This is a genomic window from Xanthomonas sp. NCPPB 4467, assembly GCF_041475665.2.
GTDB lineage: Bacteria > Pseudomonadota > Gammaproteobacteria > Xanthomonadales > Xanthomonadaceae > Xanthomonas > Xanthomonas dyei.
In genome coordinates, this window is sequence record NZ_CM191260.1 from 2698850 (window position 1) to 2720734 (window position 21885).

Annotated in this window: 20 protein-coding genes, 4 other RNA genes and 4 pseudogenes; 20 read left to right on the forward strand and 8 right to left on the reverse strand. The window is 62.8% G+C overall.

Annotated features, from left to right (window positions below; all coding sequences use genetic code 11):
* The first annotated feature begins 2 nt into the window (after nucleotides 1-2).
* From ACCQ06_RS11695 to ACCQ06_RS11715, 5 genes and pseudogenes are all read left to right on the forward strand, one after another.
* Nucleotides 3-1061, forward strand: coding sequence for an NAD(P)-dependent alcohol dehydrogenase (locus ACCQ06_RS11695; protein ID WP_316685797.1), 1059 nt, complete (start codon nucleotides 3-5; stop codon nucleotides 1059-1061).
* A gap of 56 nt (nucleotides 1062-1117) precedes the next feature.
* A complete protein-coding gene (locus tag ACCQ06_RS11700; RefSeq protein WP_316685798.1) occupies nucleotides 1118-1846 on the forward strand; it encodes a carboxymuconolactone decarboxylase family protein in 729 nt (242 codons plus the stop codon).
* 31 nt (nucleotides 1847-1877) lie between these two features.
* Nucleotides 1878-2153: pseudogene (locus ACCQ06_RS11705) on the forward strand (hypothetical protein); the annotation flags it as partial.
* Nucleotides 2154-2287: 134 nt separating this feature from the next.
* Complete coding sequence (locus tag ACCQ06_RS11710) at nucleotides 2288-2365, forward strand: integrase core domain-containing protein (RefSeq protein ID WP_372365802.1); 78 nt, start codon at nucleotides 2288-2290, stop codon at nucleotides 2363-2365.
* A gap of 38 nt (nucleotides 2366-2403) precedes the next feature.
* Nucleotides 2404-2457: pseudogene (locus ACCQ06_RS11715) on the forward strand (hypothetical protein); the annotation flags it as partial.
* Nucleotides 2458-2626: 169 nt separating this feature from the next.
* Here ACCQ06_RS11715 and ACCQ06_RS11720 read toward each other — a convergent pair.
* Nucleotides 2627-2703: non-coding RNA, sX9 sRNA (locus ACCQ06_RS11720), on the reverse strand.
* A gap of 195 nt (nucleotides 2704-2898) precedes the next feature.
* Here ACCQ06_RS11720 and ACCQ06_RS11725 point away from each other — a divergent pair.
* The 3 genes from ACCQ06_RS11725 to ACCQ06_RS11735 are packed head-to-tail and all read left to right on the forward strand — an operon-like array spanning nucleotide 2899 to nucleotide 5102.
* Nucleotides 2899-4152, forward strand: coding sequence for a molybdopterin molybdotransferase MoeA (locus ACCQ06_RS11725; protein WP_316685800.1), 1254 nt, complete (start codon nucleotides 2899-2901; stop codon nucleotides 4150-4152).
* A gap of 34 nt (nucleotides 4153-4186) precedes the next feature.
* Nucleotides 4187-4756, forward strand: a complete 570-nt coding sequence (locus ACCQ06_RS11730; RefSeq protein ID WP_316685801.1) for a molybdenum cofactor guanylyltransferase — start codon at nucleotides 4187-4189, stop codon at nucleotides 4754-4756.
* On the forward strand, nucleotides 4740-5102 hold the full coding sequence (locus ACCQ06_RS11735) for a hypothetical protein (protein ID WP_316685802.1): 363 nt from the start codon (nucleotides 4740-4742) through the stop codon (nucleotides 5100-5102). Before ACCQ06_RS11730 ends, ACCQ06_RS11735 begins: the two co-directional genes overlap by 17 nt.
* A 266-nt stretch (nucleotides 5103-5368) precedes the next feature.
* Here ACCQ06_RS11735 and ACCQ06_RS11740 read toward each other — a convergent pair whose 3' ends face one another.
* Nucleotides 5369-6373, reverse strand: a complete 1005-nt coding sequence (locus ACCQ06_RS11740) for an NAD(P)-dependent oxidoreductase (protein WP_316685803.1) — start codon at nucleotides 6371-6373, stop codon at nucleotides 5369-5371.
* 83 nt (nucleotides 6374-6456) lie between these two features.
* Between ACCQ06_RS11740 and ACCQ06_RS11745 the strand changes: the two are divergent.
* The 4 genes and pseudogenes from ACCQ06_RS11745 to ACCQ06_RS11760 form a co-directional block, all read left to right on the forward strand.
* A pseudogene (locus ACCQ06_RS11745) lies at nucleotides 6457-6672 on the forward strand (ANTAR domain-containing response regulator); the annotation flags it as partial.
* Between the two features lie 511 nt (nucleotides 6673-7183).
* On the forward strand, nucleotides 7184-7441 hold the full coding sequence (locus ACCQ06_RS11750; RefSeq protein ID WP_005990975.1) for a KGG domain-containing protein: 258 nt from the start codon (nucleotides 7184-7186) through the stop codon (nucleotides 7439-7441).
* A gap of 555 nt (nucleotides 7442-7996) precedes the next feature.
* A pseudogene (locus ACCQ06_RS11755) lies at nucleotides 7997-8254 on the forward strand (DUF892 family protein); the annotation flags it as partial.
* 110 nt (nucleotides 8255-8364) lie between these two features.
* The gene (locus ACCQ06_RS11760; RefSeq protein ID WP_316685804.1) at nucleotides 8365-9285 is read left to right on the forward strand and encodes a M14 family metallopeptidase; all 921 of its coding nucleotides are present in this window, start codon (nucleotides 8365-8367) and stop codon (nucleotides 9283-9285) included.
* Between the two features lie 109 nt (nucleotides 9286-9394).
* Here ACCQ06_RS11760 and ACCQ06_RS11765 read toward each other — a convergent pair whose 3' ends face one another.
* From ACCQ06_RS11765 to ACCQ06_RS11775, 3 genes are all read right to left on the reverse strand, one after another.
* On the reverse strand, nucleotides 9395-11206 hold the full coding sequence (locus ACCQ06_RS11765) for an EAL domain-containing protein (protein ID WP_316685805.1): 1812 nt from the start codon (nucleotides 11204-11206) through the stop codon (nucleotides 9395-9397).
* Between the two features lie 796 nt (nucleotides 11207-12002).
* Nucleotides 12003-12800 (reverse strand): carboxymuconolactone decarboxylase family protein, encoded by a 798-nt coding sequence (locus tag ACCQ06_RS11770; RefSeq protein ID WP_316685806.1) that lies wholly within the window; start codon nucleotides 12798-12800, stop codon nucleotides 12003-12005.
* A 20-nt stretch (nucleotides 12801-12820) separates the two neighbouring features.
* Nucleotides 12821-12896: non-coding RNA, sX9 sRNA (locus ACCQ06_RS11775), on the reverse strand.
* 510 nt (nucleotides 12897-13406) lie between these two features.
* Here ACCQ06_RS11775 and ACCQ06_RS11780 point away from each other — a divergent pair.
* From ACCQ06_RS11780 to ACCQ06_RS11800, 5 genes are all read left to right on the forward strand, one after another.
* A complete protein-coding gene (locus tag ACCQ06_RS11780) occupies nucleotides 13407-13823 on the forward strand; it encodes a hypothetical protein (protein ID WP_316685807.1) in 417 nt (138 codons plus the stop codon).
* Nucleotides 13820-15154, forward strand: coding sequence for a PQQ-dependent sugar dehydrogenase (locus ACCQ06_RS11785; protein ID WP_316685808.1), 1335 nt, complete (start codon nucleotides 13820-13822; stop codon nucleotides 15152-15154). The genes ACCQ06_RS11780 and ACCQ06_RS11785 overlap by 4 nt, the downstream gene beginning before the upstream one ends.
* A 407-nt stretch (nucleotides 15155-15561) precedes the next feature.
* Complete coding sequence (locus tag ACCQ06_RS11790; RefSeq protein WP_316685809.1) at nucleotides 15562-16251, forward strand: thermonuclease family protein; 690 nt, start codon at nucleotides 15562-15564, stop codon at nucleotides 16249-16251.
* A gap of 168 nt (nucleotides 16252-16419) precedes the next feature.
* Nucleotides 16420-17481 carry a Gfo/Idh/MocA family protein gene (locus ACCQ06_RS11795; protein WP_316685810.1) on the forward strand — a complete coding sequence of 354 codons (1062 nt, stop codon included), beginning with the start codon at nucleotides 16420-16422 and terminating at the stop codon, nucleotides 17479-17481.
* Between the two features lie 163 nt (nucleotides 17482-17644).
* Nucleotides 17645-17720: non-coding RNA, sX9 sRNA (locus ACCQ06_RS11800), on the forward strand.
* A 218-nt stretch (nucleotides 17721-17938) separates the two neighbouring features.
* On the opposite strand, the gene ACCQ06_RS11805 is transcribed toward ACCQ06_RS11800, so the two are convergent.
* The 3 genes from ACCQ06_RS11805 to ACCQ06_RS11815 form a co-directional block, all read right to left on the reverse strand.
* Nucleotides 17939-18214, reverse strand: coding sequence for a hypothetical protein (locus ACCQ06_RS11805; protein ID WP_228325496.1), 276 nt, complete (start codon nucleotides 18212-18214; stop codon nucleotides 17939-17941).
* 145 nt (nucleotides 18215-18359) lie between these two features.
* Entirely contained in the window at nucleotides 18360-18785 is a 426-nt protein-coding gene (locus ACCQ06_RS11810) for a YqaA family protein (protein WP_228325495.1), read from the reverse strand.
* A 200-nt stretch (nucleotides 18786-18985) separates the two neighbouring features.
* Nucleotides 18986-19663: a TetR/AcrR family transcriptional regulator gene (locus ACCQ06_RS11815; RefSeq protein ID WP_244907852.1), complete on the reverse strand. Its 678-nt coding sequence runs from the start codon at nucleotides 19661-19663 to the stop codon at nucleotides 18986-18988.
* An 89-nt stretch (nucleotides 19664-19752) separates the two neighbouring features.
* Here ACCQ06_RS11815 and ACCQ06_RS11820 point away from each other — a divergent pair, with 89 nt between their 5' ends.
* The 3 genes from ACCQ06_RS11820 to ACCQ06_RS11830 all read left to right on the forward strand — a co-directional run bounded on the left by ACCQ06_RS11820 (nucleotide 19753) and on the right by ACCQ06_RS11830 (nucleotide 21854).
* A complete protein-coding gene (locus tag ACCQ06_RS11820) occupies nucleotides 19753-20364 on the forward strand; it encodes a DUF1349 domain-containing protein (protein WP_211287734.1) in 612 nt (203 codons plus the stop codon).
* Nucleotides 20365-20567: 203 nt separating this feature from the next.
* Nucleotides 20568-20644: non-coding RNA, sX9 sRNA (locus ACCQ06_RS11825), on the forward strand.
* Nucleotides 20645-20708: 64 nt separating this feature from the next.
* Nucleotides 20709-21854 (forward strand): MFS transporter, encoded by a 1146-nt coding sequence (locus tag ACCQ06_RS11830; protein WP_316685811.1) that lies wholly within the window; start codon nucleotides 20709-20711, stop codon nucleotides 21852-21854.
* Nucleotides 21855-21885 lie beyond the last annotated feature (31 nt).

Consider the following 21885-nt stretch of genomic DNA (forward strand, 5'->3'; position numbering starts at 1 on the left):
CCATGAACACCTTGGGATATGCAGCACAATCCGCGACCGACGCGCTGACCCCGTTCCAGTTCGAGCGACGCGAACCGCGGCCCGATGACGTCGTGCTTGACGTCCTGTATTGCGGCGTTTGCCACACCGACTTGCACATCGCGCGCAACCACGGCGGCTACACGCGCTATCCGGTCGTGCCCGGGCACGAAATCATCGGGCGGGTCAGGCAAGTCGGCAGCGCCGTGACCAGCTTCAAGGTCGGCGACACCATCGGCGTCGGCTGCATGGTCGATTCCTGCCAGCATTGCAATCCGTGCCAGCACGGCTACGAGCAGCACTGCATGGAAGGCGCCGTGTTCACCTACAACGGCACCGACCGCCACGACCACCTGCCGACTTTCGGCGGCTACTCGAAGCAGATGGTCGTGTCCGAAAAGTTCGTCCTGCGCATCCCGGACGGACTGGACATGGCCGGCGCGGCGCCGCTGCTGTGCGCCGGCATCACCACCTGGGAGCCGCTGCACCAGTGGGGCGCGGGTCCCGGCAAGAAGGTCGCCGTCGTCGGCCTGGGCGGGCTGGGCCACATGGCCCTGAAGCTGGCCAAGGCTCTCGGCGCCGAGGTCACGCTGTTCACCCGTTCGCCTGGCAAGGAAGAAGATGCGCGCCGCCTGGGTGCCGATCACGTGGTGCTGTCCAGCGATTTGCAGCAGATGGCGGCCGTCGCCGGCCAGTTCGACCTCATCGTGGATACCGTTCCCTACGAGCACGACGTCAACCCGTACCTGCCGACACTGACCTTCAACGGCACGCTGGTACTGGTGGGCTACATGGGGCCGCTGAACGAGCCGGTGGCGGCCGGGGCATTGGTGTTCGGCCGCAAGGCCATCGCCGGCTCTTTCATCGGCGGGGTCGCGGCGACCCAGGAAATGCTCGATTTCTGCGGCAAGCACAACCTCGTCTCGGACGTCGAGGTGATCTCGATCCAGCAGATCAACGAAGCCTACGAGCGCATGCTCAAGAGCGATGTGAAGTATCGGTTCGTCATCGACATGGCATCGCTACAGCCAAAGAAGGCGTGAGATGAACACGACGGCCTGTGCCGCGGCACAGGCCCTGGCAAGAAGAGGCACGAAACATGAGCAACCCTGACGTCCAACAAACCGATCCACTGTTTCGGATGATCGGTGCCGTCGCCTCGGTCCTAGTGCCCTACACCAAGGATCGAATCGTCGATGAACTCTGGAGCCGGCCGGATCTTGCGCCACGGGAACGCGCCCTCGTCACGGTCGCGATCCTGGTGTCGCGCAACGCCGGCGGCGCCTATCCCCACTACATGAACAAGGCGCTGGACAGTGGCCTTGAGCCAGCCGAACTGTCCGAGCTTCTCGCACACCTGGCGTTCTATGCCAGCTTTGCCTACGCATTCGGGGCGATCGGCGTGCTCAAGGGCATCTTCGATGAGCGCGGTATCGGCGTCTATCAGTTGCCAGGTACTTCGCCCACGCTGCTGGCGACGGAAGATGTCTTGCCCGACGCGGCTGAGCGCACTGCGTTCCTGGCGGCCAACGTCGCACCGGCTTCCGAGGCACTGAGGCACTTCACCGAAGAACCGCTGCATGGCGAAGTCTGGCGTCGTCCGGGCTTGGCAGCGCGTGACCGTTCGCTGGCGATGATCGCCTCTTTTGCCGCCCAAGGGCAGTTGGCGTCGCTGCCGACCTACCTGGCACACGCGCTGACCCTCGGAGTGACCGAGCAGGAGGTCGGTGAGCTACTGGCCCATGTCGCTTTCTACAGCGGATGGGGCAACGCGATTCAAGCAGCAGGGGTCTTGACGCGGTACTACGAAATTCGCCGATCAGTGTGAAACCAGAACTGCCTCATTCTTCCCGAGAGAGATGGGGGGATCCATCGCATCTACAAAAAAGAAGGCCTGTCACTGCGGCATTGTCGGCCGCGGCGCAGCCGCAGCAGCCTTCGCCGGCAACCGATCAAGATCGCGGCAGCGCCCAACGCTCTATGGGGCATGGGTTTTTGTCAGTGATGCGTTGTTCGACGGCGGTCGCTTTCGGCTGTTGCCGGTGCTGGACCAATTTACGCATGAGTGCTTGGATATCGTTGCAGACCAGTCTATGCGCGCTGACGATGTGGCCGAGGCGGTGACCCGCTTGGTCGCCCAACGCGGCAAGCCGGCCGCGATCAAGGTCGATAACGGCAGCGGGTTTGCCGGCAAAGTGATGGACCGCGGGCCTACGAAAACGGTGTCGAGCTGGACGTTTCTCGACGCGGGACGCCGACGGATAACGCCATGGTGGAAAGCTTCAATGGCCGGCCGCGGCAGGAGTGCCTAAACGAGCACTGGTTCTGTCCGTGGCAGATGCACTGAGCAAAATTTAAGCGTGGCGGCGCTTCTACAACGAGGAACGTCCCCACAGTGCATTGGCATGGAAAACCCCTGAAGAAATCGCCCCAAATTAAGGGTCCCAAGCGAATTCCCAGGAGCCAAATCAGGCCGAAACCTCTACTAGCTAATGGCCCTGGAATCGGGGGTAGGGCACATCAACTCCGGACTCTAGAACCGATCACTACTTAGGGCGGGGGACGTCGGATGCTCCAAAGCTCCAAAGCTCTTGGCGTTGCTAATCGCGGCTAACAAAGACGTAGCAAGCAGTCGTCAGGTGAGTCTGGAAGGCACGCAGGAACCGGAGTGTACGAGTGGTCCATGCTGATTCCGAGCACCGGCCGCGCCCACCTTGCGGCTGCACAGTAGGTTTGTTAGCTGCTCTTAGTCGATACGACGCAGACGACGATGCTTGATCCACTGACGGCATCGCGGTGACGCGACGAGCGGCGCTGTACCGGCCACACTGCAGGCCGGTATCCTAGCCAGGTCATTTATCGGTCGGCAATGCATTGCTCATGATCAGCTACGCCCAAGCACTTGCCATCGTGCACCAACAGGTCGCCACGCTGGCCAGCGAATGGGTGGATAGCACCGATGCCGAAGGCCGTGTGCTTGCACAGGCGTTGTCGAGCCCGGCCGAGTTGCCTCCGTTCGATAACAGCGCCATGGATGGGTTTGCCATCGCCACACGCGGGCTTGGTGCGGCAGCAGGCAGCGAGCATGTGGTGGCTGGCACTGTTCCAGCAGGGATCGATGCGGATGCGGCGGAGCCGGGCGCGGCGTGGGAGATCATGACCGGCGCCGGGGTGCCTGCGGACGCTGATGCAGTGGTGCCGATCGAGCAGGTGGAAGTGCTTGCGCAGCATGACGCACGGCCCAGCCGTATCCGTCTGCGTGCCGATGTGCTTGCGGGGCAGCACATCCGCCGCCGTGGGGAAGATGTGCGCCTGCATGATGTCGTGATCGCAGCGGGGACTGTGTTGCGTGGTGCGCATTTGATGGTGCTGGCCGGTCTGGGATGCGCGCAAGTTCAGGTCATGCGGCGACCACGGGTTGCGCTGATCGCGACCGGCCGCGAGTTGATCAGCGACCCCACGCAACCGCTGCAACCCGGACAGATCCGCGATGGCACCAGCAGCTATCTGCGCAGCCAGGTGCACGCAGCGGGCGCAGAGTTGGTGTGGCAAGGGCAGGTCGGTGACGACGATGCGGCGTTCGACGCCGCACTTGCACAGGCGCGCAACGCTGGCGCCGATGTGGTCCTGAGTACCGGTGCGGTGTCGCGCGGTCGCTATGATTTTGTCCCCGATGCATTGGCACGGCACGCAGCGCGTCTGCTGTTTCACAAGGTCGCGGTACGACCGGGCAAGCCGGTGTTGCTGGCACGGTTTGCCGACGGCGTGTTGTATGTCGGCCTGCCGGGCAATCCCATGGCAAGCGCGGCCGGGCTGCGTTTTTTTGTCGAACCGGCGTTGCGCGGATTATTGGGCATGCCAGCCGAGCGCAGCCTGCGCGTGACCTTGGAGACGCCGCTGCAAGCGCGGCCGATCTGGCGCCAACATCTGCGTGCGCGCTTGTATTGCAACGCGCTGGGCGCGCTGCGTGTGCAGATCCTGCCGCAGCAGGAATCGTTCCGGGTAGCGCCGTTGCTGCAGGCCAATGTCTGGGCCGTGCTGGAGCCGCAAGACGATGCTGATGCGCCATGCATGACGGCGGACGTGTTCGGATTGGGCCATCTGCAACCGGCAGCCCCGGTGTTGATGGCATGAACCGCTACGCGGGCCACACAGGCGTGTGCACGGCATGAGCGCCGCATCTCCATGGACTGGCGTGGTGCTGGCCGGCGGCCGCTCGTCGCGGATGGGGCAGGACAAGGCCATGCTGCTTTGGCGCGGGCGTCCCTTGATTGCGCAGATGCAGGCGCTGCTACGCGATGCGGGTGCGCAGGATGTACTGATCAGCGGCCAGCGCCCGGACTATGACGGCATCGCCGACGCGCAGCCGGATCTGGGGCCGCTCGGTGGGTTGGTCAGCGTGATCGATCAGGTCGCCGATCTGACCACGCTGGTAGTGGTGCCGGTGGATATGCCGCTGCTTTCCACGCAGTTGATAGAGCGATTGCTGGCACCCGCGCAGCAGCGCTGTGTCGCCTTCGAAGAGCAGATGTTGCCGATGCGCCTATGCATCGATGCCACCGTGCGTGAAGCGTTGTCGACGTTGATGCATGGTGCTGCAGCGTCACGCTCGCTGCGCGCCCTGCAGCGTTCACTGCAGTGCCATCGCGTGACTGTCACAGACAGCGAACGCGCCGCGTTCGTCAATTGCAATACGCCCGAGCAGTGGAGTCAGCTCATTCATGAAAATCCAGATTGAAGGTCAGCAGGTGCGGTTCCGTATCGACGAAGACGAGCTGGCTGCTTTGTTTGCCGGGCACAGCGTCGACAATCTCAGCCGCCTTCCAAGCGGGCAGGGCGCGCGGCTAGTGCGGCATAGCGTCAGCCTTACCGGCGGTCATGCTGCGTGCAATTGCGCCACCGATCACTGGCAATTGCTGGTGCCGCGCGACGCACTGGAACACCACGCCCGCCAACTTCCGAGCCGCGAGGGATTGAGCTTCAGTTTCGATGCGGGCGCCGGGCATGCAGAACACATGGCGCTGCACGTAACCTTCGATATCGATGTGCGCGACAGTGCGCGCAAGCGGTTTCCGAAGCAGTGAGTTGACTTCTTAGATGCGCCTTTGCTGCATGCGCGTGATGGGCCGACACAGGGATGGAATGCGGTAAGCGCTCGTCCTGCGGTCTGGCCAGCACCGACCCGGCTGCAGTCTGCTTGTGAATCAGAGCAGCTAAAATGTAGCGAGTCGTCGTCAGGCGGGTGGGGACGGCCCACAGGAAGCTGAGTGCATTGGCGATACACACGCACTCAGAGCACCGATCGTGCCCGCTTGGTAGGTGCGTAGTCGTTTCTGTTAGCCGCGCTCAGTCAGGGCGTGAGCCGCTTGCACCGTTCGGTGCAAATGCCAGGTACGCGCTCGCAGGCCAGTCCGCGTTCCTGCAGTGCGGCTTCGATCGGGGCCGCTGCCATAGCGCAGTAGCCGGTACCGCTGCGCAGCGCGACCACATGCAGGCCTTCGCTTGCCAGTTCCAGTAGCAGCGCATGTTGTGCCTGCGGCTCGGGCGGTAGGGCGCGCCGCGAGGCGTCGCGGCGTGCCAGTTCCAGGATCGCGTCCGGCACGTCCGCACCGACCAGAAGCACATCAGCCAGATTCATTGCACGCAAGGCCTTCAAGGTCAGCAGCCCTGGATCGCCGGGGCCGGTGCCTACCAGCTGCACGCTGCCGCGCGCCGGGACGGTATCAGCATCGTTCAATGCCGCGTTGAACGCAGCGTCGGCTGCGGCATCGTCGCCGGCCTGCAGCAGCAACGGCACCTGCCCATCGATCACGCGATCGAACCAACGCCTGCGCCGGTTCATATCGGGAAACTGGCTGCGGATACGCTCGCGATAGCGCGCAAACAAACCAGCGAAGCGACCCACCGATGCATCCAGCTCGCGCTCGAGCCGCTCGCGCAGGCGGCGTGCCAGCATCGGCGCCGCGCCGGCCGATGAAATGGCGATGACCAACGGGTCGCGATCCACGATCGCCGGCACCTGGTACGTCGACAGCTCGGCATCGTCCACCACGTTGACCAGCCGCTGACGCGCCCCCGCGGCCGCAGCAACGCGTTGATTCAAGTCGGTGTCGTCGGTGGCCGCGACCACCAGCCACACCGTGTCGATCCAGCCCGGGTCGAACTCGCCGCCCAGTTGCTCGAAGCGCCCGGCCTGCATCAACTCCGCAAGCTCGGGCGACAGCGCGTGCGCATACAGTCGGATCTGCGCGCCTGCTTTGAGCAGCGCGAGCACCTTGCGCGTGGCGACCTCGCCACCGCCGATCACCAGCACGGCACGCCCCTGCAGATTTGCGAACAACGGGAACAACGGCATCAGGTTCACTCCGAAAGATGACTCGCACCGACGGCATGTTGCATGGCACCAGCGGGCCACGTCCACACGCCTCGCTGCCGCCAATGCGTGTTTTGCTGGTCAACGATACCGAAAAGCCCATTGGCGAACTGCGCCAGGCGCTGACGCGCGCCGGCTACACGGTGCTCGACGATGTGGCATCGGTAAGTGCATTGCTGCATGCGGTGCAGAGCCAGCAGCCGGATATGGTGGTGATCGACGTAGATTCGCCTTCGCGCGATACGCTGGAGCACGTGTCGATGCTGCATGCGCATGCGCCGCTTCTGGTGGCGATCGCTGATCGACCGGTCACACGGCTCGGATGCGGCACACACCACGGGCGTCGGCCGCGCGGCGGTGGCTTGAAGCCAGTACCTGCGATGCACTCAAAACGATCCTGCGGGTGGGCCGCATCAAGCAATGGCGCTGCGTGCTGTCGGCGCATCCTGTGCATGCGCCAGCCACCCGGTACGGCGGGGTGCAGCACCGAGTACATCGCTACGAAATGTGCACCCCGCAGACAATGCCGTTCCCCAAAGATGTATGGGTGCATGCCACGAGGTGGACGACAAGTCTTGGACAGCCATGGCGCTCTCACTGGTAGCGCTATCTATCTCACGATGCGAGAAGGCATTTCCTGCAAGCAAGGTGTGCAAGATTTGCGCAGCGAGCGCAGCCGTTTTTTCCTGCATGTGTTCGTTTGCCACCATTTGGCCTGTGTTTAGGGTTGGCACGAATGTTGCGTTAAGCCCCTCACCGAATGACGTACCCGATGCATCGAGAGGAGGCACAGTGGAAGACGGACAGAACAGTACTCGTAGCCGGCGCGGCTTCGCCGCGTTGGACCCGGAGAAGCGTCGCGTGTTGGCCAGTAGCGGTGGCAAAGCTGCGCACGCTAGCGGCAACGCACACGAATTCACCAGCGACGAGGCACGCGAAGCAGGTCGGAAGGGTGGCCAGGCAGTGAGCCGCGACCGCGATCATATGTCGCGCATCGGCAGCAAGGGCGGGCGGTCCAAGCAGGCCAAGCCACAGGAAGAATCCGCGTAATCAACGGCACGGCACGCAATAGTGTGCCGTCAGTGATTCAGGGGACGCAGGCTCTGCGCTGTGATGGCGCAGGGCCTGCTGTTTTTCAGGCATACGCCCCGCCAACTGCGTGCGCCAACCAGCAATCGATTGCACCTGGATGACCTCGGTGGAGGCGACTGGTAAGGAATCTGCACGACTGGGCCCATAACTGTTTGAAGCACAACGCATTCCTAACGCTTCGGAAATTTCTGCAGCTTTGGGTGTGCCCACTATCGATTGCAGGGTAAATTTTCCGACTTTCGCTACCGCACACCTCAGTGGCGGCAGAATTTGCAGGCCTCGCAAAGTCTGCAGTGTGGCGAGACACGCTCAGAGGTTTCGCCAACGGGCGCTAGTCAGTGACGAACTCGCCGCCCGCGTGTCACGCCTTGCGAGCAAGGAAACGCAGTGTGCGGCGCGATTGCAGGTGCTGCACAATTCAGCGTGCATGCGGGCAATGCGCATGCACATCAACCGACGCATCATCGGCATGTGCACGCCCCACACACCGTTCACCTGGAGCCGCCGTATTTTCTTGCCGGCGTGACAACCTCCGATGAGATCGTCAAGGGCGCAATGGCCGGCGACGTGTTCGAGCATCTTGAGATCGCCACGGATACCGCGCGACTGGGCGCAGCCAAGACGGTGGGCGATGTGGAGACGCGGCGCGTCTGCGAGCAGATCTTGCCGCAGGAGCAGGCCATGGCCGACCAGCTGCTCGCACATCTACGCGAGTTGACCGAAGGCTTCTTGGCGCGCGACGCCTCCCCAGGTGTGACGGCCAAGAAGTAAGCCACCGGCGCCAGTACAGTCGGCCCCACGAGAGCCCCGCACTACGGGGCTTTTTATTTCTGCGCGGCGAGCGCTTACCCTTAAATGCTCTTTGGCAACGCGGCTCGCTTATGACAACGCAGCTCGATTATCCGATCGGTACTCCTGGCCAGCCGTGGGGCGATGGCGAACGCAATGCATGGCGCGCACATCAACTAATGCGGCGCAGTTACGCCGCCGAAGTCGTGCAGGTCGTCGATGCACTGGATGAGCGTTATCAACGCGTGCACTACGGCACCATCGAGGCAGACTCTGCGCATTACCCGCTGCTGGCATTGCGCAGTGCCGCGTGGGACAACACGCTGCCGTGCGCATTGGTGACTGGCGGCGTGCACGGCTACGAAACCAGTGGCGTGCAAGGCGCACTGCTGTTTCTGCAGCAACGCGCTGCAGAGTATGCGGGCAGGGTCAACCTGCTGGTGGCGCCATGTGTCAATCCCTGGGGCTATGAGCGGATCCAGCGCTGGAACGCAGACGCGGTCGATCCGAACCGCTCATTTCGCGTCAACAGTCCAGCCGCAGAATCGGCGGCCTTGATGCAACTGGTTGCCGCGACTACTGGCAACATGCTGGTGCATATCGATCTGCACGAAACCACCGACAGCGATGAAAGCGAGTTCCGTCCCGCGCTGGCGGCACGCGATGGCGTGGCGTTCGTGCCTGGCAGCATTCCGGACGGGTTCTACCTGGTGGGCGACAGCGAAGACCCGCAGCCTGGCTTTCAGCAGGCGGTGATCGCGGCGGTGGAGCAGGTCACGCATATCGCACCGGCCGATGCGCAGGGGCAGATCATCGGTGCGCCGGTTACGGGTCATGGGGTGATCAACTACCCGGTGCGACGCCTTGGCCTATGTGCCGGCGTCACCGCTGCGCGCTATCGCACCACCACCGAGGTGTACCCGGACAGCCCGCGCGCCACGCCGCAGCAGTGCAACGCTGCACAGGTCACGGCGATTTGTGCGGCACTGGATTACGCACTCTCGGCGGGATGAAAACACCCAGGCCACCGCGTGGGCGCGGGCATGCGACGCGCTTTAGCAGCCTGCGTGCTGCAAGCGGTGCCGACTGGCATGTGATCCAGCGCAACCACGCGGCTTTTGCTTAACGCAGGCGTTGCTGCGCCCTGGCGTCCTGCACATACGCCGCAACCAGTTGCGCTTCCATCGGCTTGCACAGCAGATATCCCTGCGCCTCATCGCAGCCCCAGCTACGCAGCAACGCAATTTCGTCGGCATGCTCGATGCCTTCGGCAACGGTGCGGTAGCCCAGCGCGCTGGCCAGTCGCACCACCGCTTCTGCGCGCATCTGCATGCCGGTCTTGCTGGCAATGCCGGTGACCAGCGAGCGATCCAGCTTGAGCACATTGACCGGCAATTCGGTGAGGTAACCGAAATTGCTGTAGCCGGTACCGAAATCGTCGATGGCCACGCTGACGCCAGCGTCGCGCAGTGCGCGCAGGCGCGGGATGGCCTCGACGTTGCTGCGCAACCAGCGACCTTCGGTGATTTCCAGCTCGATCCGGTTGGTGGGGATGGCCAGGTCCTTGCAGCGATCGATCACATCGGCGGCCAGATTGATGTTGCCGAAATCGCGCGACGACAGATTGATCGAGATGGAAAAATCCAGGCCTTGCGCTCGCCATTGCGCCAACTGCAGCAACGCGCTTTCGATCACCCAATTGGTGACCGTGCACATCAAAGCGGTCTTTTCGAACAACGGAATGAACTCGTCCGGGCCGATCGGGCCCAGGTTGGCATGCCGCCAACGCAGCAGTGCCTCGAACCCGACGACCGACAGGTCCTGCAGATCGATACGCGGCTGGAACACCAGCCGAAAATCGCCGGCTTCCAACGCCTTTTCCGCATCCAGCGCCAACCGATACGAGCGCTGAATGGCATCGTCCTGCGAGGCGCTATACCAGCACACCACCGCGTTGTTGCCGATGGCATCGCCCAGCGACACCAGGCCCTTGCGCATTACATCGTTGGTATCTGGCTGTTGCGGTGCAAAGCGCACCACGCCGGCATGGAAGGTCAGCGACATCGGCACCCCGGCGGCATCCACAGGCTTGTGCAGCATGTCGCGCAAATCCAGCAACAGGTCTTCCATTTCGTCGGGCGCGGAATTGAGCAGGAAAAACGCAAAGCGCATTGGGGCAACGTGATAGACGGTAGCCTTGCCGCGCAGCGCGCGCGTCAGCACGTAGCTGGCATGGCGGATCAGCTCTTCCAGCGGCTGCATGCCCAGCGCCTGGCGCGCCTCGTTGGCCGCCTGCGTGTCGTAGACCTCGATGAAGGCCGCGATGGTCGGCACGCTGTGGCTGCCGAAGGCCAGGGCATCCAGATCCGATTGCAGCTGCCGCGCGTTGAGCAGACCGCTGTGCGGCTCACGCCGGCCCGCGCCGAACTGCAGCTCCAGCTGCGCAGCGGTCACGTTGGCAAACATCAGCAGCTGCTGATGTTCCTGACTGGCAAGGCGGCGCTCGCGCGTGTCGATCACGCATAGCGTGCCGGTAATGCCGGCTTGCGGCGCACCGACCGGCACGCAGGCAATAAAGCGTGCAGGCAGCCCGGGGAAAGCGGCGTCGCCCAGTTGAATCGGCGCCAGTGCAGCGTGTTCGATCAATTCCGTCACGCCATTGGCGGCGGCCGGTGCACGCTGACACAGCGCAATGGCTTGCTCGATCTGGTGGGTGTTGATGCCGCGCGACGCGAGTACCCGCATGCGGCCGGCCTCGGTAATGGTCAGCGCCGCCGCCGGTGCGACCAGCGCATGGCACAGCAGGCGAGCGATCTGTTCGAGCGGCTCCATCCCGCCGAGATCGACCGGCACGCCGGACCAGTCGAAGTGGCGCTCCTGTATTTTGTCTCCCAGCGCAAGCGTCATGTCGTCAAGTTCCGTGTTGAAGATCACACACTGCGGGGCGACTCGACCTCAATCGAGGTCACTGAAGGATAAAGAGCCCGACCATGCCGCCATCAAGCGGCCGCGTCCATGCGCATACTCAAAATGACCGGCAACAGTGAGTTTGCGCATTTTTGCTGGCTCTAGAAATACCGCATTCCACCGACCAGCGTCGACCGTCAATCGGGTATATCGATCCAAAACGAACTCAAGCACACCGTTAGAGCAGGACGCCATTCTGATCCTGGACAAAATAATCGGGTTGCGCCCATTCATCAGCTTGGGCTGTCTAGCCGACAAGGTGGTGCATGGCAGCTTGCTTGACGATACGGACTCAACTATTTAGGAGTGGCGGCCAGCAGGCGACCTGTACTGTGGTTTCAACTGCCGCAGGGCGTTTGTCGCGCGCTTGGGCGCCTAAAAAGCTCCAGGCAGTCGCTGACGTCGTGTGATTGTTCGCAATGGACTGCGTGAAGGTGCCGATTGCGCAAACGTGTCCAGCCAGGTGAATGGTTTATAGCGTTTTTATTGTCATCGCGACTTAAAAACCGTGTTGATGCTGCAGATCGCCAGCAAACGTCCCGAGCGCCACATTGGCTAATGGATCAGTAAGCTGACACGCGCATGGCGGACACGTGTCACCCCGCCTGCAGCCAAGCAGCGAACCAAGCGCGTGATGGGTAGAGCGGCTGACAAAACGCGTGCGCAGCCGCCAGGCGGGCGTGGGCGGTGCTCGGACCTGACGACTGGTCGCTAGGTGTTGTTAGCCGCTCTTCGCCATGACGGCATCAGCCCGTCAGCACCCTCACTGCGTCTTGGCCAGGGCGGCCTTGGCGCGAGTGCCGGCCGCAGCACCGACCCGTTTATCCAGCACCTGCGCCAGCGCATTGAGCTGCGCGCTGCTCACACCGATGTTCATGCTGATCTTCAAATGCGACTGCAATTGCGAATCCACACCCTCCAGCGCTGCGAGCATGCTCACCGTTGCCAGTTCGCGGCTCATCCAATCGAGGTTGTCGCGCGCAAAAACGTCGCCGAACAGGTGCGTCTTCAGGTACGCATCGATAGCAGGTGCGAAGTCGAATAGCGGTCCCGACACCGCAGCCCCCACCAATTGCGTCTGATTGGCGGTACCCAATGCAAGCAGTTCTGGCCCGGTCGGTATCGGTCCGGGCAGCGCGCCCTGCGCGTCGGTCACACCGCGCTGCTGTCGCGCCTGGACCACCTGCATCAACGCCGCAAGCGCATTGAGGCTGCGCGGAAAGCCGGCATAGGCGTAAACCTGCACCAACAGCTCCTTGCATTCGTTGATGGTCAGCCCGGCATCTAGGCCTGCCTCCAACGCATTCTTCAAACGGTCGATATCGCCGGTTGCCGCAAACGCGGCAATCGGGGCGATGGCTTGCTGCCGGGGCGAGAGACTCTCTGAGATGGGCATACCGATGGACTCCGGGGAACGTGCTGCCGCGGGGGAGGGGGCAACGACACAGGCAGCGGCCGCGCCAAGGACGCAGACCACTAGGCGAGCGATCAAAGGGGGCCGACGAGGCGCATTGATCGGTCTCTCAGATCCAGATCTAAGGATCAATACGGTGAAATCCAAGCGTTAACCTCCTGTTGCGTGGCCAACAAAACGTCGTGGGCGGCTGCCAGGCGGGTATGGCCGGCTCACGGGAACCGGCATGTACGAGCGGTACATGCCGATTCCGAGCACCCGCAGCCCCGTTGGGTCGTCGCGCAGTCGTGTTGTCGGTGCTCTTGGTGAATCGCTACCTGCAGGCCAGGCGCACTGCGCGAACACGACATGCACGCACCGTTGCAGGGCTCGACAGGGCAGTGCGCCAGCATGCCGTATCCGCATGGCTGTTCCATCCGCGTGCGCCGCATGCAGTTATGAGATGCACTCATCAGCGAGTGTCCGCAACACCTTGACGGGTGGTCAGGCTGCCGGTCCAGTGATCGTGTGGCGGGATGAGCGGGGGTACTTGGGTGAACTGCGCCGATGCGGGCTGCCGGTCGACGCATACCAATCCCATAACGATGCCATGCGGTCTCTCCGCATCGCCGAGCGCAACAGCGCAACAGCCTGGCGCGTGCAACAGTGCGTTCGTGGCGTGTAGAGATGTGAGGCGCTGAATATCGCCTTTCTCATCACACGCCAGCTGGCAGCATCGGCGCACGTTTCGCCATTGCCCCCAACGAGTCCGCCATGAATGCAGCCGTCGTTCCACCCCGTCGCTGGGCCATCCATCCGTTCCATGCAGCCGTGCTAGGCGGTGTGTGGCCCTTGTTCCTTGGCGCGCTGTTGAGCGATTACGCCTACTGGAGCAGCTACCAGATTCAATGGAGCAACTTCGCGTCCTGGCTGTTGGTCGGTGCCATGGTGGTGACCACCATCGCGCTCGTGGCCGCCATCGTCGCGCTGGTGCGCGGCAGCCGCAACCTCATTTATATAATCGCATTGGTAGCCACCTGGATCGTAGGATTCTTCGACGCGCTGCATCACGCGCGCGATGCCTGGGCCATCATGCCGGCGGCATTGACGCTGTCGGCAATCGCCACATTGTTCGCGTTGGTCGCTACCTGGTCGGGGCTGTCGGGTTTGCGCGTGGGAGGTGCACGATGAGCCGTTACACACGTGTATTTGCCGTTTCCGTTCTTGCGGCTGCACTGGCCGCCTGCGGCAAGGCGCCCGAGCTCGATCAGCATGGCGCCACGCCAGAGCTGCCGGCCCCGGATCGCGGGGTGCTGCCCGACATGACGATCGCCGAACCAAGTGCATGGGGCGACCGCAAGCCGACCGTCCCGGCGGGCTATCGCATTACCGCCATTGCCACCGACCTGGGCATTCCGCGCCAGACGCTGGTGCTGCCGAATGGCGACATCCTGGTGGCCGAAGGCCGCGGCGGCTCTGCGCCAAATCTCAAGCCCAAGGACATCATCGCCGGCCCGATCAAGGCCAAGGGCACGTCCAAGGCCAAGAGCGGCAATCGTCTCACCTTGCTGCGCGATGCCGACGGCGATGGCACCTATGAATTGAAGACGGTCTTTGCCGACAAGCTCAACGCGCCCTACGGGCTTGCGCTGATCGGCAATACGCTCTACGTCGCCAATCAGGATGCGCTGGTGCGCTTCGATTATCGCGAGGGCCAGACCAAGGCCAGCGGCGCGCCGAGCAAGCTGAGCGACCTGCCATCGGCCATCAATCACCATTGGACCAAGGCGCTCACTGCCAGCGCGGATGGCCGTTACCTGTATGTGGCGATCGGCTCCAACAGCAACATCACCGAGCGCGGCATGGTGGCGGAGGTCGATCGCGCCCAGGTCTGGCAAGTAGACGCGGCAACCGGCGCGCACAAGCCATACGCAACCGGTCTGCGTAATCCCACCGCACTGGCGATCCAGCCCGGCACCGGCGCGCTGTGGGCAGTCGTCAACGAGCGCGATGAAATCGGCCCGAACCTGGTGCCCGACTATCTGACCTCGGTACGCGAAGGCGGCTTCTATGGCTGGCCTTACAGCTACTGGGGTAAAAACGTGGATGCACGTGTGATGCCGCAGGACCCGCAGAAAGTGGCCTCTGCCATCACCCCCGACTACGCGCTGGGCTCGCACGTCGCCGCGTTGGGGGTGGCGTTCTCCTCGCCGGTGATGGGCGCGAAGTTTGCCGACGGCGCTTTTGTCGGCGAACACGGCAGCTGGAACCGCGACCCGCCGGTGGGCTACAAGGTGGTGTTCGTGCCGTTCCGCGACGGTCGCCCGGCAGGTCAGCCGAGCGACTTCGTGTCCGGCTTCCATGGCGATGACGGCAAGACGCGTGGCCGCCCGGTGGGAGTCACCGTCGACCCGCGCGGTGCCTTGATCGTGGCCGACGACCTGGCCAACATCATCTGGCGCGTGACGCCAGAGGCTGCTGCAGCCGCGCCCGCAGCGGCGACTGCAGCCGCGCCACAGTAAGCAGTAACGCGAGAGCCCGCCCGGTTGCATGATGCGCCGGGCGGGCTTTCTTTTGCCCTTCTGATCACACGAGACGGCGAGTCAGCCAGACGTTTGGCAGTGCGCCGAGTAGCGCAGGGCAGAGGCGCAGCACCGCAATGCATGCGGACAAGTGCGTGCTGTAAGCACGATGATTCGCGAAGGGTTGTGTGCATCTCCGCGCACTGTCTCGTCCGAAGATCGTTACGCGAAACCCGCAAGAGATAGCCATCCCCATCGCATTCGCATACAGTGCCGGCCCTGCGTCGGCACTGCCGCGTGGACGTCGGGCGTCAGGATAGCGTCGGACAATGCCATCCGGCTAAGAATGCACACACGGGAAGAACGCAAGGACGACTTCTACCGATCGCCAAGGGACGTTGTTGTCGATGTTGTTCAGATGGGTGTTGGGTGTTGTGGGTGTCTTACTCGTTTTGCCTGCCGGCGCAGCAGAGCTTGTCGGTCGGGCCGCCGTCACCGATGGCGATACCATCAGCGTGGCGCACAAACGCATCCGGTTATGGGGAATCGATGCGCCGGAAAGCGCACAGCAGTGCAATGATCCGGGCGGACGTCCATGGCCCTGCGGTCGTCGCTCTGCAGCCGCGCTGGACGAATATCTGGTGGACAAGACCGTGCGGTGTCAGCAAAAGGATACCGATCGTTACGGACGCGTCGTTGCCGACTGCTTCGTGCAAGGGCAATCGCTCAACGGCTGGATGGTGCGCAACGGCTGGGCGGTGGCGTATCGCCAATACGCCACCGCGTTTATTGCCGACGAGCGCATCGCGCAGCAGCAAAAACGCAATCTCTGGCAGGGAACCTTTCAGCAGCCTGCCGACTACCGCCGCAATAAACGCCATCACGTTACATCGCGCGCAGCAGCAGCAACTGCGCCGGCAGCTGTGCCGGGCAAGTGCGCCATCAAGGGCAATATTTCGGGCAAGGGCAGCAAGATCTTCCACATGCCTGGTCAACGCGACTACGCGCGCACCCGCATTTCGACCGAGAAGGGCGAGCGCTATTTCTGCTCGGCACAGGATGCGCTCAATGCCGGCTGGCGGCGCGCCGCACGCTAGGCGGGGAAGGGGATGAGTAGGCCAAGCGCGAGATGCAAGCGCATATAGCACGCGCACTGGCCGCGTCCGCTTTGCGCCGCTGCAGTCCTGCGCGAAACAAGCCATGCCGCGCAGATCAAAACGCGTGGTTTGCTAGCATGGATCGCTCCACGACAACGCAGCGACCCCATGCCAATGCTCCACATCCCCGAGCCCGATCTGTTCGTACCTGGCCAAGGCGAGCCATCGCTGCGCTGGGGCGTGTTGGGGCCCGGCGTGATCGCATCCGCATTCGTGCGTGCGTTACGCAGCAATACCCGCCAACGCCCGGTGGCAGTTGCCTCGCGTAGCAGTGAGCGTGCGAATGCGTTTGCGAAGACCTGGGCGATCGAGCGCGCGTACGACAGCTATCAGGCGTTGGTCGATGACCCGAACGTCGACATCGTCTACATCGCCACGCCGCATAGCGAGCATCTGGAGCATGGGCTGCTGGCGCTACGCGCCGGTAAACATGTGCTGATCGAAAAGCCCATCACCACCTGCGCCGACGATGCGCGCCTGCTCGTGCAGGAAGCGCGTGCACGCGGCCTGTTTTTGATGGAAGCGATGTGGAGCCGCTACCTGCCGCAGACCTCGGTGATCCGCAAACTGCTTGCCGATGGCGCGCTGGGCGATGTACGCCAGGTGTTTGCCGACCTGAGCCAGCGTGGACCCAGCGACCCTGCACATCGGCAACGCAGTCCCGAACTTGGCGGTGGCGCGCTGCTGGACCTGGGCGTCTACGCCGTGCAATTTTCCTCGATGATCCTGTCCGCGCCCACCGCAATCACCGCCGTCGGTGAGCTCACTGACACCGGCGTCGATGCTTTTTCCACCATCGTGCTGTCGCATCGCGCGCAGGCGCAGTCCACCTTGATCAGCTCCATCGTCGCGCGCAGCAGTTCGATGGCCTATGTCACCGGCACCGAAGGGCGCATCGACATGGCCGGCGATTTCCACAATCCCACCACGCTGCGGATTGGCAGTAACGACGACGCCAGCACGCCGCTCGAATGGACCGACCCGACCGGCATCAAGGGCTATGAAGGGCTGTCATGGCAGGCAAACGCCGCCGCACGCTATATCGGGGAATGCCGTAGCGAGTCGCCGCTGCATCCGCTCGACGAAGTGGTGCAGATCATGACAACGCTGGACGTGGCGCGCGCACAGCTGCACGCGGCTGCTGCAACGGCTGGTGCTGATACCGCTTGATGCGCATCACCGTTGTCAGCGACAGCGAAGCCGATACAGCGCATCTCGCCAGGTGCCTGATGCTTACGCTGCGCCGCATCTCACATAGCGGCATCGCGTTTAGAGCAGCTAACAAAACGACTGCGCAGCCGCCAGACGGGCGTGGCCGGTGCTCGAAATCGGCATGTACCGCTCGTACACTCCGGTTCCTCCGCGCCGTCCACACCTACCTGACGACTGCTCGCTACATTTTGTTGGCCACTCTTAGTAGACCGGCAGCGTACCTGTCTTGCGCGCGCAACTCTATGCCCTGCAGCAGTTGCGGCATGGCGCTGATGGTGGCTGCGCAGCGTCTGGCCGATTCACCAACGACGGCGACTGCAACGCACCATTACCACAAATGCAAAGCCCCGCGTTTGCGGGGCCTTGCTGTCATGCATGCGGCGGCGCAAGCCAGTGCGCTACGCCAGCGCCGTGATCACGGCAGATCGCACTTGATCTTGCCGTCCACGTAATACGGCTTGGGAACGTCGGGATTGGTGCTGGTTTTTTCGAACACCACCTCGAACGAGGCCATGTCTACCTTGCCCTTGCGTGAGGTGCAGGCATCCTGAAGTTTTTTCTTCACCGCGGCAATGCCGGCTTCGCGGTTGGCGCCATCGGCGCTATTGGTCAGGTTGGCCACTTCGGCCCAGGCCTGGGTGCTCAGGCCGAGCAGGCATCCGGCGAGCAACATGCTGTGCAGCTTCTTCATACGATCTCCTTTGCAATGTCCATTGTGCAATGTCCCTGGATGCGCGGCAGATGTGTTGCAGCGCGCCGACAGCATAGGCGTGCCACGTTAAGAACCCGTGCGCGGCCACCTGCACTACACGTCATGCAGGTTCCACGTCCTGGCATTACCGGACAAGCGCCAGCGTTGCCCATGCGAGTACGCAGTAGCGCGTGACCTTGGCGATCGCCACCAACAGCAGGAAGACCCGCAACGGTTCGCGCATGACCCCGGCCGCCAACGTCAGTGGATCGCCAATGATCGGCATCCAACTCAGCAGTAGCGACCATTTGCCGTATCTGCCATACCAGGCCTGCGCACGCGCCAAGGCGTTTGGGGTTACAGGAAACCAGCGCCGGCCCTGGAAGCGAACCAGCTCGCGCCCGATCCACCAATTGATCAGCGAGCCCAGCACGTTGCCGACGCTCGCAGCCGCCACAAGCCCCACCACCGAACCGCCATCCAGCAACAACGCAACCAATGCCGCCTCCGACTGCGCGGGAAGCAGCGTAGCGGCAATCAACGACAGCGCGAACAGCGAGAGATAGGTCAAGGGCAGCCTATGGGTTGGTCATGGCGTTTTGAGATTCAGCGGAAGATGGAGACCTTTGACTCACGCATGCGTTGCTGCGCGAGCGGCAGCGACATCCGCAAAACATCACCTCGTAAATTCAGTATGAATCGATCAATTCGTCGCCATGCAGTGGAGGTCGCGATGCACGCACCGCTCAATTATGCAGCGCCCAGCATGCATCACAGTAGAGCCAGCTGCCCCACCGCATTGCGCACGCTCTTCTTGGTCATACGCACCACCGAACGATGGATCGTCATACCTTCGATCAAGGCATCGATCGCACTGGCAGCGGGCTTGGAAAAATGCAGTTCCAGCGCCGCGCGGCTGCGTGCCATCCATTGCTCCATGATCGCTGTCATCTCCGGGTGGCGCCGGGCAAACGCGTACAGCTCGTAGCTCAGCAGCAGGATCCGCGGCGAGGCGGTACTGTCGGCGAAGATGATGTTCACCACAGCATCGCAGGCTTGGTCGCGGTTCTTCGCAGCGCGGATCTCGGCGGCGAAGTTCTTCGAGACCTCCTGCGAGAAGCGGGTGAATGCCGCGATCAGCAGCTCATGCATGGAGCCGAAGTAGTAGGTGGTCGCGCTCAGCGGCACCTGCGCGTGTTCTGCAACCTTGCGGAAGGTCGTCCCCGCCACGCCATGGTCGACAACCACCTGCAAGGTGGCCTGCTCGATGTGTTCTTTTCGATGTGGGTCTTGCTGCCAGGTCCTGCCGCTCATCTGTCTTTGCCCATGTATCGACCAGAGCGATGGTAATCCAGAGTTGACTTGCCAATTGGTACAGATGTACAAATTGACGCAGCTGGCTTTACGCTGCCCGCACGAAGGCACCGGAGAGCATTGCTTTTTCGTCACGAGGACTAGATATGACGGGTTCGGAAAAACACCAGGTCGATGTTGGCCGCAGGGCGACGCTGGGCGGTTTGGCTGCTGGCGGCGTGGTCATGGCAACCGGTGCAGGTGCGGCGCCATCCAGCCATTGGCAACAAGGCAAATGGCTCAATGAACCCAAATCGCACCGCATCCTGGGCGGCGATGTGCTGGAGGTCGTCACCGACAAGGGCACCGACTTCTGGCGCGAAACCCATTACGGGTTCACCCGCGATAGCGGGCATTTTCTTGGCATCGCGGCGCCGGCAGCATTTACCTGCCAGCTGCGCGTCCGCGCAAAGTTCGAGCAGCTCTACGACCAGGCCGGCCTCATGATCCGCGTCAACGAGCGGCAGTGGGTCAAGGCGGGCATCGAGCTCAGCGACGGTCGCGCGATGCTCAGCAGCGTGCTGACAGATGGCACATCGGATTGGGCAACAGGTCCGTACGAAGCTGACCCGTCCGACTTCTGGATCCGCGCCACCGTCGACAAGGGTGTGCTGCGTCTGCAGGTCTCCAAGGACGGCACGTATTGGCCGCTCGTGCGGCTGTGCCCATTCCCGGTGGCCAGCACCTATCTGGTTGGTCCGATGACCTGCACGCCAGAGCGCGAGGGCTTGAAGGTGCACTTCTCCGACTGGAAGCTCGGCCCGGTGCTCGGCAAGGATCTGCACGATCTGTCCTGAGGGTTTGGCGCAGCCAACAAAATAGCTGCGTTCACCGCCAGGCGGACGTGTTCGATGTTCGGTGCGGCACATGACATAGGTGCACTCAGGTTCTGAGTGCACTGTGTACATCGACCTGACGACTATTCGCTGTGCTTTCCTAGATCGGCCAACAAAACGACTGCGTTTACCGCCAGGCGGTGGCGACCGCTGCTCGGAGCGGCATGTACCACGCGTACATCCCGGTTCTGAGCGCGCCGTCCGCATCCATCTGACCACTGACCGCTGCGTTTTGTTAGCTGCTCTTAGTGACTCTTCATGCTGTCTATCGCGTGGCAGCCGGTGTCTTCGCAGTTGGATGATTGATGACGTCTCGTGCTTCACACTGTGCGCAACAGCACGCAACCCGCGCCGCGTTCTTTATTCCTGGATTCGCCGTGTCGATCTGGGCACCGCTGGTTCCGTTCGCCAAGAATCAGTCGGCACTGGATGAAGCGAGGCTCGGACTGGTGCTGCTGTGCCTTGGCGCCGGGTCGCTGATGGCAATGCCCATCGCTGGCGTATGGGCATCGCGCGCAGGCTGTAGGCGCATCATGCTGGTCACCGTCGCCCTGATGTGCGCTGCATTGCCGTTTTTGAGCGCAATGCAGTCGGCGGCAGCATTGGGCGCAATGTTGTTTCTGTTCGGTGCTGGCGTTGGTGCGATGGACTGCACGATGAACCTGCAGGCGGTCGTTGTCGAGCGCGAGAGCGGCAAAGTGATGATGTCGGGCTTCCACGCCTTCTACAGCATCGGCGGCTTTGCCGGCGCCTTGCTGATGACTGTACTGCTCAGCGTCGGCATCGCACCGACAATCGCGTCGACGATCGGCGTACTCACCATCCTGATCGTCGCCGCGCTCGCCGCCCCGTCTTGGAGAGCGGAGCAGGGCACCCAGCAAGGCCCGCTGCTTGCCTGGCCGCGGGGCAGCGTGTTGTTGATCGGCATCCTGGCCTTTGTCGTGTTTCTGGCCGAAGGCACCATCCTGGATTGGAGCGCCGTCTTCCTGACGCAGGTTCGCAATGTCGATGCCACCAAGGCCGGCGCAGGCTACGTGATCTTTGCATTGACCATGACCGCCACGCGGCTGTTTGGCGACGCACTGGTGGAACGCGTGGGCCGTGTCCGATCCATCATGGTCGGTGGACTGTGCGCGTGCGCGGGTTTCCTGATTGCCGTGTTGACGCCGTGGTGGCAGCTCTCGCTACTGGGCTATGCGCTGATCGGGTTGGGATGCGCCAACATCGCACCGGCGTTGTTTTCGATGACAGGACAACAGCGCGCCATGCCCGAGGGAATGGCGATCACCGCAATGACGACACTTGGCTACGCCGGTGTCCTGGCCGGCCCCGCCTTGATCGGCTTCGCCGCCCACGGCTGGGGGCTGACCGCCGCGCTGATGCTCGTTGCTGCCGCGATGTGTGCGGTTGCCATTTCTGCTCGCTGGTTGCGATTGGGTGACGCTGAGTAGGGTGGGGGAGGGTTAGGCCAACGCCTCGGTC

Excerpts from the sequence above, each read along its gene's own strand:
- ACCQ06_RS11695 (WP_316685797.1), top strand. The coding sequence starts at position 3 with ATGAACACCTTGGGATATGCAGCACAATCCGCGACCGACGCGCTGACC.
- ACCQ06_RS11700 (WP_316685798.1), top strand. The coding sequence starts at position 1,118 with ATGAGCAACCCTGACGTCCAACAAACCGATCCACTGTTTCGGATGATC.
- ACCQ06_RS11710 (WP_372365802.1), top strand. The coding sequence starts at position 2,288 with ATGGTGGAAAGCTTCAATGGCCGGCCGCGGCAGGAGTGCCTAAACGAG.
- ACCQ06_RS11725 (WP_316685800.1), top strand. The coding sequence starts at position 2,899 with ATGATCAGCTACGCCCAAGCACTTGCCATCGTGCACCAACAGGTCGCC.
- ACCQ06_RS11730 (WP_316685801.1), top strand. The coding sequence starts at position 4,187 with ATGAGCGCCGCATCTCCATGGACTGGCGTGGTGCTGGCCGGCGGCCGC.
- ACCQ06_RS11735 (WP_316685802.1), top strand. The coding sequence starts at position 4,740 with ATGAAAATCCAGATTGAAGGTCAGCAGGTGCGGTTCCGTATCGACGAA.
- ACCQ06_RS11740 (WP_316685803.1), bottom strand. The coding sequence starts at position 6,373 with ATGCCGTTGTTCCCGTTGTTCGCAAATCTGCAGGGGCGTGCCGTGCTG.
- ACCQ06_RS11760 (WP_316685804.1), top strand. The coding sequence starts at position 8,365 with ATGACAACGCAGCTCGATTATCCGATCGGTACTCCTGGCCAGCCGTGG.
- ACCQ06_RS11780 (WP_316685807.1), top strand. The coding sequence starts at position 13,407 with ATGAATGCAGCCGTCGTTCCACCCCGTCGCTGGGCCATCCATCCGTTC.
- ACCQ06_RS11785 (WP_316685808.1), top strand. The coding sequence starts at position 13,820 with ATGAGCCGTTACACACGTGTATTTGCCGTTTCCGTTCTTGCGGCTGCA.
- ACCQ06_RS11790 (WP_316685809.1), top strand. The coding sequence starts at position 15,562 with ATGTTGTTCAGATGGGTGTTGGGTGTTGTGGGTGTCTTACTCGTTTTG.
- ACCQ06_RS11795 (WP_316685810.1), top strand. The coding sequence starts at position 16,420 with ATGCCAATGCTCCACATCCCCGAGCCCGATCTGTTCGTACCTGGCCAA.
- ACCQ06_RS11805 (WP_228325496.1), bottom strand. The coding sequence starts at position 18,214 with ATGAAGAAGCTGCACAGCATGTTGCTCGCCGGATGCCTGCTCGGCCTG.
- ACCQ06_RS11820 (WP_211287734.1), top strand. The coding sequence starts at position 19,753 with ATGGCAACCGGTGCAGGTGCGGCGCCATCCAGCCATTGGCAACAAGGC.
- ACCQ06_RS11830 (WP_316685811.1), top strand. The coding sequence starts at position 20,709 with ATGACGTCTCGTGCTTCACACTGTGCGCAACAGCACGCAACCCGCGCC.